The following is a 10,000-nucleotide window of genomic DNA, read 5'->3' as shown; positions in this document are numbered from 1 at the left end:
AGCTGAAGCGGTTGCTGACTTAATTGCTTCGGATAATGAAGCGTCACATCAAATTGCGATGCAACAAATGCGTGGCGGTTTTAGTAACGAGATTGCCAAATTGCGTGAAGAGTTATTAAATTTTGCTTCTTTAATCGAATTGGAATTAGACTTTGCCGAAGAAGATGTCGAATTTGCTGACAGAACCCAATTTCATGAATTATTAGAGCGAATTGAATTCGTTTTAAAACGTTTGATTGATTCGTTTGCTGTTGGTAACGTAATTAAAAATGGTATTCCAGTAGCCATTGTGGGCGAACCGAATGTTGGGAAATCAACTTTATTGAATGCTTTATTGAACGAAGAACGTGCTATTGTTTCGGACATTGCAGGAACAACACGTGATACAATTGAAGACGAATTGGTTATTAATGGTATTGGTTTTAGATTTATTGATACGGCCGGAATTCGTGAAACAAAAGATGTAGTGGAAAGCATCGGGATTCAAAAGACGTTTGAGAAGATTGAGCAAGCGCAGGTAGTTTTATTCCTTGTTGACAGTACGGAACTAACAATGGAGAGTTTGGAAGGTTTGAAAGTAGAAGTAGAAAAAATTAGAAATAAATATCCTCAAAAAGCATTACTTACAATATTTAATAAAAAAGACAAACTAGATGAGAGTTTACTCCGAAATCTAGAATCTCAAATTGAAAATTCAATTTTTATTTCTGCAAAACAAAAAGTAGGTATAGAAGAATTAAAAAATGAACTGATGTCCTTCGTAAACACAGGGGCTTTACGTAATAACGAAACCATCGTAACCAACACGCGTCACTACGATTCCTTATTAAAAGCTTTAGAAGAAGTCCAAAAAGTGAAATGGGGCTTGGATTCAGGGCTTTCTTCTGACTTAATGGCGATTGATATTCGCTCTGCCTTGCATTATTTTGGTGAGATTACTGGAGAAGTTACCAATGATGAATTACTTGGAAATATTTTCGCGAACTTCTGTATCGGAAAGTAAAAATTTCATTAAACATATCCTTTATTCAAATGAAAAAGCTGATTTTGATAAATCAGCTTCAAAATAATTTTATTTTAAAATAAATTAAGGTAATAATACTGAAACCTTTCCATTTAAAACTGTACCATTTCTTAAAGTTGTATTACAAAAAATTATTGTTAATGTTACTCCATCATTATTAACAAATAATTCCGTTGCAGGTGTAGAAATATTATCTATTAACACTTGATTTGATGATTTTACGACTTCTTTATTGTAATCTGTAATATCAAAACGATAATCAACACCAAAATATTGTCCCGTATTTGGAAAACCATTATTCAATTCATTAAAATTTATTTCATAAATATTAGGCCATGTACCAAATCTAATACCAAAATTCCCTTCATCACAACACAAAGGATCATTAATTTCTGGATAAACAGTATTCCAAACACCAGAAATGCTCACATAATTATTTTGTAATTGAACACAAGGAATTTCAGATGTTGTAAATTCTTCCCAATCATTTTCTTCATAATTACCATTTTCAGTAAAACAAGTATAATAATATTTAGTATTGGGTAGTAAGGAACTTATATTAGTGCTGAAATATTTTTTATATGGTTCATACTCAACATTTTCATCTACTATAATAACTTGATCATTACTAGAATCGTCAATATTACCCGCCCTAAAAACAAATCCAACTTTATAAGTTCCTGGTCCTTGGTAATAATTATTAGTGTTATCAATAACTCCATTAAGCGTGACAGAATTCTGAGAAATATAGGTTACGTATGACCTTACTGGTGGGACTTCCGCAGATTCGTTTTCATTAGAAGCATCGCTATCACTACTACTACATGAATTTAAAAAAGATAAAATAAATAGAAAATAAATTAGTTTTCTCATTTTTAGATGAAATTTATTGTTAAAGACTAAGAGCCAAATTTACTGTTTTTTTAAACCCCTTTATCTATTTTATTCAAATTATTTTACCTTAAATCTAAATTTAACAAAAACTCAATATTTGAAACATATATTTAGAATTGATTTTTCTTTTGTAATTTTAATACTTTTAAATTTAAGCTAAAATTACAAAAACAAAATTATTCAAAACCTTAAATGGATTCACTAACACAAATAGTACTAGGAATCGCTACTGCCGAACTCGTGGCTGGTAAAAAACTGCAAAACAAGACCTTTTTATATGGAGCTATTTTAGGTACAATTCCTGATTTAGATATTGTAGTAGGAAAATTTTTAAGTGATGTTGAAGGAGTTGCTATTCACAGAGGTTTAAGTCATTCCATACTCTTTTTTGTGTTTTTGTCGCCTGCTTTGGGTTGGGTAATTTCTAAAATAGAAAAGAATAAAATCAGTTTCAAAAGCGCTTCTTTATTGGCGTTTTGGTGTTTGATTACTCATGTATTTTTAGATTTATTTACCTCTTGGGGAACGCAAATTCTTTGGCCTTTAGATTACCGATTTGCTTTGAAAACCATCTTCGTTATTGATCCTTTGTATACAATTCCGTTGTTAATTTCGTTAGTTTTCGTTTGGAAAAACAAAGATTATTTCATTCGAAGAAAATATGTAATTCGTGGATTGGTGATTAGTTCATCATATTTACTTTTGACTTGTGCTTTGAAACTTTTTGCTGTACATAAATTTGAAAAAGCAATGCAAAATCAAAATTTAGCTCATCAAGAACTGATTGTAAAACCCACCGCTTTCAATTGTATTCTTTGGAATGCAAATGTGGCTACTTCAGAAGGATATTATTTAGCCGATTATTCTCTATTTGATTCGCAACCGATTCGTTTTACTTTCTATTCCAAAAATAAAGAATTAGAAAAAAAACTGGTAAATTCGTATGATTTTCAGCAACTTATAAAAATTAGCGAAGGTTGGTATTTGGTATCCACACAAAACAATCGTTTGTTTTTTAATGATTTGCGATTTGGTTTATTGAACGACAATCCTGAAAATCCGCAGTTTGCTTTTAGTTATCAAATGATTCCGATGTCTGATGGAATTTATTGGGCTGAGGAAGTTCCAAAAGCCAAACGAGATGGTAAAGCATTGCTAAAAAAGATTTTTACACGATTAAAAGGCAATTAACGTATGGCAAAATATTCGGTAGTTTTTCATCCTTCTGAAACCGTTATTGAAGCGGTTAAAGAACTCAAAGAACAATTGAGTGCTAAAATTGGATGGTTTCCGAGTAAGAATTCTTTAGCTCATGTGACCATTTGTGAGTTTGAATACGGAGATGAAACATATGAAAATATAAAATCGCGAATCGCCAATTACTGCCGTTATCAAATTCCTTTTGAAGTCACGTTTAATGATTTTGGCAATTATACTAATGGTGCTTTTTTTATTGCTCCCAAAGCCGAAAGCAAAACCAAAATGGCTGAAATCATGAAGGAAATTCCAAAACAAATTCAATTTCCAGTGAGTCATAAAAGTACGGAACCGCATATTTCAATTGGTAGACAACTTAATGAATCCCAACTGAAAATAGCCTATAGTTTATTTGATAATATAGATTTGAATTTCATTTGCGAAGGCATTACTATTCGAATTTTCAATACCGATAGAAAACAATATGATGTGCTTGAAACAATTCCTTTTCTAAGTGAAATGGAACCTGAAAAAGAACAATTAACCTTGTTTTAATTACTCTTTCGTACTCATTTTAATCTGCAAATGATTCAGCAACACTTGATATTTACTAATTTCTCGCAACACGATTTCGTCATCGGTAGCATCCATCATATCGTCTAAATCATCACTCACTTCAATTAATTTAATACTGGCTTCCGATAAATTCTTTATCGCCATATTATCAATAATCAATTGAATGTCTTTTTTTATTTCTGAAAATTTATCTTCCATTTTAATTTTATTTTCCTCTAAACAGATTAATACTTACCGTTGCATAATCGGTTTCTGGATATTTTTTAAAGTAATCAGGATCCGAATGTAATCCTGCTTCTGCCGCTATTTTTTGCAACACCTCAATCTCAACAATAAACTGATCCGAAAAACCGTGTGTAGCATCATAAGCAGTAGCAGCTGTTTTTCCAAGATTTTGAGCAGTTAATTCGGGTGCTACCGTATGCAATTCGATAATTAAAAGGCCAAATTTACGAACATACGGACTCCATTTCATAAAATGTTCCAATAAATTATCTTCGACATCATTGTTGGAAATGTGAACACCACGATGTGCAAAAGCTCCAGTAGAAGTACTAACTCTATCTTTAGTCTTATTTTTCGGGTCTTCCCAAATGCGGTTGTGGTCTAAGAAAGTACGTACATTCAACAAATCTTTCAAATCGATGATGTAATTCTCTTGCAAATCACTATTCAATAAATCGGGATTTCCAATGTCGCCCCAAATAACTTTTGCCCAAATATCCGCTTTAATCAAATTCGCTCGCGTCACTTTTAATGCTGCTTGATTATAATCCGCACCAACTAAAAATAATGGATAATCATCTAACATTTTACCTCGCAAGGTTTGTCGCTCGATGACTTCAAAAATATGTTGTAAAAAAGCACCATTTCCGCAACCCATATCTAAAATTCCTTTCGGTTGTTTAGCAATTGGCTTATTAAAAAGTTCGATAATAATATCGTCAATTACTTTGAAATACGTCGCATGCGCACCACCACTTCCCCAAACATTCATTTCGCGATTGACGTGAATTTCGTCTTCGTTTTTAGCTATATTTCGCAATTCGCTAGCATTTCCAAACAGCAAGCTGTCAATATGTTTAAACATCGGAAGATACGAAACCGTCACACCATAAGCCGAAGCTCGTTTGGCAAAGAAAAAGCCGTCTTCTGTAAATTGATAATTGTCGTTTTTCTTAGAAAACCAACCCAAATGCACAAAGAAATCGAGAATTTTAGCAAACGCTTCGGGATGTTTATGAAATTCATCCGCTCGAAACGAACTTTCCATGAAATACTTGTGAAACATGCCTGTCATTCCTAAGTTGACAACAATTGGGCCAACCAAATAGCCTTCGATATGTGTCAACATTTGCTCTTGAATAGCTCTTAAATATTCATCTTCTTCAAAATGAATATGATAATTTTCGGTGAATTTCTTTAAAATGGGTTCTAACAAAGCAATAGAATCCACATCCATTTTATTAGCAGTAAAAACCGAAGTCTTGGTTAACAATTGAAACGTATCCTCATACATGGGAACAAGCGAAAACGCAAATTCGCTAATAGGCAAAGTAGTAATCGCAACATTTCCTGAAGCATTATCGACTTCGTATTTTAGAAAACCTTGCGATGCCAGAACGCGTAATGCTACATTCAAATAACCTTCATTAGCATAAAACTCGTTTGTAATTTGAGCTAAAGTTGTGGATTTCTCCTTTAAAAGATGTGCTAAAATTCCTTTCTTGAAGAGAGAATAAGCGACAGGAACAACAACTAATCCATCTAAATGTCTAAAAATAGCTTCGCGTAATTGGTTTCGTTTCATCATAAATCGAGTGGTTTATTCTCAAATTTATGAAAATTCTGATTCACTTTACAATAAACTTCTTTTTATCTCGGCAAAAGAAGTGGAAGTTTGGATAAGTTTTGTGATGATTTCTTTTCGAAGTTGTTCCAAATCATCAAAATCTAAATATTTCGCCCAAGTATCTGATTCCAAAATTTCTTTTATTTGTCGGATAACTTTTGCCGTTTCAGAAGCGTTTCGTAAAACAGCTTTTCCGTCGTAATTCGGATTATTCTTGTGTTGGAAAGTTGCTTCTTTAGTTTCGAAATTAACTTCTACATAGAAAAAGTTTTCAGTTTCGTTATTCGGATAAAAATCAATCCATTTGGCATAACCAATTCGTTCTTTCTGATTTGGATTCTTTATTTCGGAAATCAATCGCCACCTACAATTCGCGGCTCTTCCCCAATGATTCGAAATACGATAAACACCTTCCTCTGTAAAACAATAACCACTACCCGATTTACTTTTGTAATGCCACTCGTTGTTTGGAATCGCATTCGTATCGACTTCAATAAACTCGCAAAAAGTATGTTTATGGAAATTGGTTTTATTGTATTTTTTTAAGGTCATAAAGTGTCTATTCGATTTCTTTGTAACAAAAGTAACATTTGATTTTTAAAGAATCGTCGTATCTTTACAAAAAAAGGATTACAAATGAGAGCTATTTTAGATCAAGCCTACAGTTATATATTTGAGGAAGCTTTATTGGACGAAATTGCAAAAGTGGCAATTTACAAAGAATTTAAAGCTGATGATTACCTAATTGAAATTGGGGATTACATCAAAACAATGCCGCTTTTATTAACTGGCGCGATTAAAATATTGAGAGAAGATGAAAATGGTGATGAGTTATTATTGTATTTCCTAGAACGTGGCGATACTTGTGCTATGACTTTAACGTGTTGCATGGGACAATCGAAAAGTCGCATTCGTGCCATTGCGGAAACTGATGGCGCGATGTTAATGATTCCTGTAGAAAAAATGGAAGAATGGTTGACCAAATACAAAACGTGGCGAAACTTCGTTTTTGATAGCTATAATGTGCGTTTAAACGAAATGTTAGAAGCGATTGACACCTTGGCTTTCATGAATTTAGACGAACGTTTGTACAAATATTTAACTGATAAAGCGAAAGTAATTGGCGATACCGAAATCAAAAATACACACCAAGAGATTGCTTACGAAATGCATACATCGAGAGTTGTAATTTCACGTTTATTGAAAGCGTTAGAATTGCAAGGAAAAATCAAATTACACCGAAATAAAATCGAAATCCTTCAATTCTAATGGAGATTTTAGGCTATGTTGGCGCGTTGTTTATTGGATTAGTTTTAGGACTAACAGGCGGTGGTGGCTCTATTTTAACCGTACCGATTTTAGTGTATTTGATGAGCATAAATCCTGTTACAGCAACCGCTTATTCGCTATTTATTGTTGGAACGACGTCTACTTTTGGCGCGATTCAAAACTATCGAAAAAACTTAGTTGACATCAAAAACGGATTCATCTTTGCCATTCCGTCTTTTATAGCGGTTTACTTAACCCGAAAATTTGTTGTTCCCAGAATTCCTAAAGCCATAATCGAATCTCCTATTCTCATCACAAAAGAAACATTCTTGATGTTGTTTTTCGCTGTGATTATGGTATTTGGAGCGCTTTCAGTTTTAAAAAAGAAAAGTCAAAACACCAATAGCGAAGAAAAAAGGAATCTTATTCTAATCGGAATTCAAACTTTTACTATTGGAATTATTATCGGATTAGTCGGAGCAGGTGGCGGATTTTTAATTATTCCATCATTGATTTTATTTGCCAAATTACCGATGCGAAAAGCTGTTGGGACTTCCCTATTCATTATATCCATGAACTCATTGGTAGGATTTATCGGTGATGTGCAGAATTTGGAAATCGATTGGTTATTTTTGTTAACGTTTTCATCCATTTCGGTTGTTGGAATATTTACTGGAATGTACCTTACAAAATACACGAATGAAAGTCAATTAAAGAAGATTTTTGCTTACTTTGTATTGGTAATGGCTGCCATTATCTTGTTAAAAGAAATGTAAATGTAACTTTGGGTACAGAAGAAGTAAAATTTAGAATGTAAATTTGTAAAAAATAAGATTATTATGAAAATCGAACAAATATATACCGGATGCATTGCTCACGCAGCGTATTACATAGAAAGTAATGGCGAAGCGGCAATTGTAGATCCATTGAGAGAAGTACAACCTTATATCGAAAAAGCGAATAAAGACAACGCTAAAATCAAATATATTTTCGAAACGCATTTCCATGCAGATTTCGTTTCAGGACATTTAGATTTGGCTAAGAAAACTGGTGCTTCTATCGTTTATGGTCCAACAGCAAAACCTAATTTTGAATGCATTGTTGCCACTGATGGACAAGAATTTAAAGTGGGTGGTGTAACTATTAAAGCGATTCACACTCCAGGTCACACGTTAGAAAGTACGTGTTATTTAGTTACTGATGAATCTGGAAAACAGCACGGAATTATTACGGGAGATACTTTATTTATTGGTGATGTTGGTCGTCCTGATTTAGCTCAAGAATTAGTAGAAGATTTAACACAAGAAATATTAGCGGGTCATTTGTTTGATTCATTACGCAACAAAATCATGCCTTTGAGCGATGATTTAATTGTATATCCAAATCACGGTGCTGGAAGTGCTTGTGGTAAAAATATGAGTAAAGAAACGACAGATACTTTAGGCAATCAAAAGAAAGTCAATTACGCTTTGAGAGCCGATATGACAAAAGAAGAATTCATCAAAGAATTATTAGATGGATTAACGCCTCCACCTGCTTATTTCCCACAAAATGTATTGATGAACATTCAAGGTTATGAAAGTTTGGATGCCGTAATGTCAAAAGCAGAAACACCTTTACATCCAAAAGAATTTGAAGCGGTTGCTAATCAAACAGATGCTTTAATTTTAGATGTTCGAAATGAGAATGATTTCGTAAAAGAACATGTACCAGGCTCTATTTTCATTGGATTACATGGACAGTTTGCGCCTTGGGTTGGAGCTTTAATAAGAGATACAAAACAACCAATATTATTAATCACGCCAAAAGGAAAAGAAGTAGAAACTATCACAAGATTATCTCGTGTAGGATTTGATAATACATTAGGTTTCTTATTAGGAGGAATCGAAGCATGGAAAGCTGCAGGTTACGAAACAGATAGCATTGAATCGATTTCACCAGAAGTTTTCGCAGCACAATACGAAACTGCTCCAGTTATCGACTCAAGAAAGCCAGGAGAATACACTGCTGAACACGTTGTAAATGCTAAAAACATCCCATTAGATTACGTTAACGAACAATTAGCCGAAGTGCCAAAAGATGAGAAATTCTTCATTCATTGCGCGGGTGGTTATCGTTCGGTAATCATGGCATCTATCTTAAAATCAAGAGGCTACCATAACATGATAAACATAGAAAAAGGAATGGCAGGCATCAGAACGACAGATATTCCTTTAACAGCTTATGTTTGTCCGAGTACGTTGAAATAAAACAATTTTAGATAAATACGAAATCCGACTTTAGAAGAGTCGGATTTTTTATATCCCCATATCCTTATATAAAATGACATTAATTACTATCTTTATTGAAAACTAATTTATCTAGTTAATATAATGTCCGTTTATAAGAAAATTAAAGAATTCATACTAGGAAAAGATATAAGATACATTTGGGAGCAATTTGCTACTGAAAGAAATGGGATATTAAAATCTGAAAGTGGTGATTTATTTGTAACCTATGAGCATTCAGGTTTCAAATATAATATTGCAAACAAAACCTATTATGTCACTTCAGGTGGAAGAACATTTGAGAAAAAATACATGATTGGAATTGTTGAATTTTTGAATCCAATTAAACTCGAATTGTGCATCACCCAAGAAGATATTCTTACAAAAATCGGCAAAGTTTTTAATCGAAAAGATATTACGATTAATAATAAAAATTTTGATACAAAATACTTCCTCCAAAGTAATCATGAATACAAGGCTATTGCCATTTTAAAAAATGAAACCTTGATGAATCAAATCATTTCTTTACAACCAGATAGATTAGAAATCATTAATGATAAAGGATTATTTGATGAACTTCCAGAAAATGGAAAATATATGCTCTATTATGCTAAACAAGAAAAATTAAAAACATTAGATCAACTTGATAACATCCATTTGCTATTGAATAATTTTATTGAAATTTTAAAAGATAGCTATTCAATTCATTAAATCAATTTAATAAGAAGCTTACTATTTATAAACCAACAAATCCTAACCGTTACAAGTTAGGATTTCTTATTTTCGTCCCTTTGGGACTAAAATTACACATAACAAAAAAGCCTGTCTTTAGACAGGCTTTTCAAAAGAAAGGCGGCGACATACTCTCCCACATAACTGCAGTACCATCTGCGCAGTCGGGCTTAACTTCTCTGTTCGGAA

The 10,000-nt window shown here is 32.9% G+C and carries 11 protein-coding genes; 7 read left to right on the top strand and 4 right to left on the bottom strand.

What is annotated here, in order from left to right:
- Nucleotides 1-1,003: tRNA uridine-5-carboxymethylaminomethyl(34) synthesis GTPase MnmE (mnmE, locus tag LDL23_RS05050; RefSeq protein ID WP_291264734.1), on the top strand; the 1,003-nt coding region annotated here is incomplete at its 5' end.
- An 84-nt stretch (nt 1,004-1,087) separates the two neighbouring features.
- On the opposite strand, the gene LDL23_RS05045 is transcribed toward mnmE, so the two are convergent.
- A complete protein-coding gene (locus LDL23_RS05045) occupies nt 1,088-1,897 on the bottom strand; it encodes a hypothetical protein (RefSeq protein WP_291264733.1) in 810 nt (269 codons plus the stop codon).
- Nucleotides 1,898-2,110: 213 nt separating this feature from the next.
- Between LDL23_RS05045 and LDL23_RS05040 the strand changes: the two genes are divergently transcribed.
- Both LDL23_RS05040 and LDL23_RS05035 read left to right on the top strand, forming a co-directional pair.
- The gene (locus tag LDL23_RS05040) at nt 2,111-3,109 is read left to right on the top strand and encodes a metal-dependent hydrolase (protein WP_291264732.1); all 999 of its coding nucleotides are present in this window, start codon (nt 2,111-2,113) and stop codon (nt 3,107-3,109) included.
- A 3-nt stretch (nt 3,110-3,112) separates the two neighbouring features.
- On the top strand, nt 3,113-3,670 hold the full coding sequence (locus LDL23_RS05035; protein ID WP_291264731.1) for a 2'-5' RNA ligase family protein: 558 nt from the start codon (nt 3,113-3,115) through the stop codon (nt 3,668-3,670).
- Here LDL23_RS05035 and LDL23_RS05030 read toward each other — a convergent pair whose 3' ends face one another.
- Genes LDL23_RS05030 through LDL23_RS05020 form a run of 3 tightly spaced genes read right to left on the bottom strand, consistent with a single transcriptional unit; the run spans nt 3,671 to nt 6,095 of the window.
- Nucleotides 3,671-3,889: a hypothetical protein gene (locus tag LDL23_RS05030; RefSeq protein ID WP_291264730.1), complete on the bottom strand. Its 219-nt coding sequence runs from the start codon at nt 3,887-3,889 to the stop codon at nt 3,671-3,673.
- Between the two features lie 7 nt (nt 3,890-3,896).
- Nucleotides 3,897-5,504: a class I SAM-dependent methyltransferase gene (locus LDL23_RS05025; protein WP_291264729.1), complete on the bottom strand. Its 1,608-nt coding sequence runs from the start codon at nt 5,502-5,504 to the stop codon at nt 3,897-3,899.
- A gap of 45 nt (nt 5,505-5,549) precedes the next feature.
- Nucleotides 5,550-6,095 (bottom strand): hypothetical protein, encoded by a 546-nt coding sequence (locus LDL23_RS05020; protein ID WP_291264728.1) that lies wholly within the window; start codon nt 6,093-6,095, stop codon nt 5,550-5,552.
- Between the two features lie 84 nt (nt 6,096-6,179).
- Between LDL23_RS05020 and LDL23_RS05015 the strand changes: the two genes are divergently transcribed.
- The 4 genes from LDL23_RS05015 to LDL23_RS05000 all read left to right on the top strand — a co-directional run bounded on the left by LDL23_RS05015 (nt 6,180) and on the right by LDL23_RS05000 (nt 9,790).
- Nucleotides 6,180-6,812 carry a Crp/Fnr family transcriptional regulator gene (locus tag LDL23_RS05015; protein ID WP_026726080.1) on the top strand — a complete coding sequence of 211 codons (633 nt, stop codon included), beginning with the start codon at nt 6,180-6,182 and terminating at the stop codon, nt 6,810-6,812.
- Entirely contained in the window at nt 6,812-7,588 is a 777-nt protein-coding gene (locus LDL23_RS05010) for a sulfite exporter TauE/SafE family protein (protein ID WP_291264727.1), read from the top strand. Before LDL23_RS05015 ends, LDL23_RS05010 begins: the two co-directional genes overlap by 1 nt.
- Before the next feature lie 63 nt (nt 7,589-7,651).
- The gene (locus tag LDL23_RS05005) at nt 7,652-9,061 is read left to right on the top strand and encodes a rhodanese-like domain-containing protein (RefSeq protein ID WP_291264726.1); all 1,410 of its coding nucleotides are present in this window, start codon (nt 7,652-7,654) and stop codon (nt 9,059-9,061) included.
- A 123-nt stretch (nt 9,062-9,184) separates the two neighbouring features.
- Nucleotides 9,185-9,790: a hypothetical protein gene (locus LDL23_RS05000; RefSeq protein WP_291264725.1), complete on the top strand. Its 606-nt coding sequence runs from the start codon at nt 9,185-9,187 to the stop codon at nt 9,788-9,790.
- Nucleotides 9,791-10,000: the final 210 nt, after the last annotated feature.

The organism is Flavobacterium sp., from assembly GCF_020217025.1.
In the GTDB taxonomy this organism is placed as follows: Bacteria; Bacteroidota; Bacteroidia; order Flavobacteriales; family Flavobacteriaceae; genus Flavobacterium.
The sequence above is the reverse complement of the archived record's forward strand: the minus strand, read 5'-3'. Positions and strand labels throughout refer to the sequence as shown.

Excerpts from the sequence above, each read along its gene's own strand:
- LDL23_RS05045 (WP_291264733.1), bottom strand. The coding sequence starts at position 1,897 with ATGAGAAAACTAATTTATTTTCTATTTATTTTATCTTTTTTAAATTCA.
- LDL23_RS05040 (WP_291264732.1), top strand. The coding sequence starts at position 2,111 with ATGGATTCACTAACACAAATAGTACTAGGAATCGCTACTGCCGAACTC.
- LDL23_RS05035 (WP_291264731.1), top strand. The coding sequence starts at position 3,113 with ATGGCAAAATATTCGGTAGTTTTTCATCCTTCTGAAACCGTTATTGAA.
- LDL23_RS05030 (WP_291264730.1), bottom strand. The coding sequence starts at position 3,889 with ATGGAAGATAAATTTTCAGAAATAAAAAAAGACATTCAATTGATTATT.
- LDL23_RS05025 (WP_291264729.1), bottom strand. The coding sequence starts at position 5,504 with ATGATGAAACGAAACCAATTACGCGAAGCTATTTTTAGACATTTAGAT.
- LDL23_RS05020 (WP_291264728.1), bottom strand. The coding sequence starts at position 6,095 with ATGACCTTAAAAAAATACAATAAAACCAATTTCCATAAACATACTTTT.
- LDL23_RS05015 (WP_026726080.1), top strand. The coding sequence starts at position 6,180 with ATGAGAGCTATTTTAGATCAAGCCTACAGTTATATATTTGAGGAAGCT.
- LDL23_RS05010 (WP_291264727.1), top strand. The coding sequence starts at position 6,812 with ATGGAGATTTTAGGCTATGTTGGCGCGTTGTTTATTGGATTAGTTTTA.
- LDL23_RS05005 (WP_291264726.1), top strand. The coding sequence starts at position 7,652 with ATGAAAATCGAACAAATATATACCGGATGCATTGCTCACGCAGCGTAT.
- LDL23_RS05000 (WP_291264725.1), top strand. The coding sequence starts at position 9,185 with ATGTCCGTTTATAAGAAAATTAAAGAATTCATACTAGGAAAAGATATA.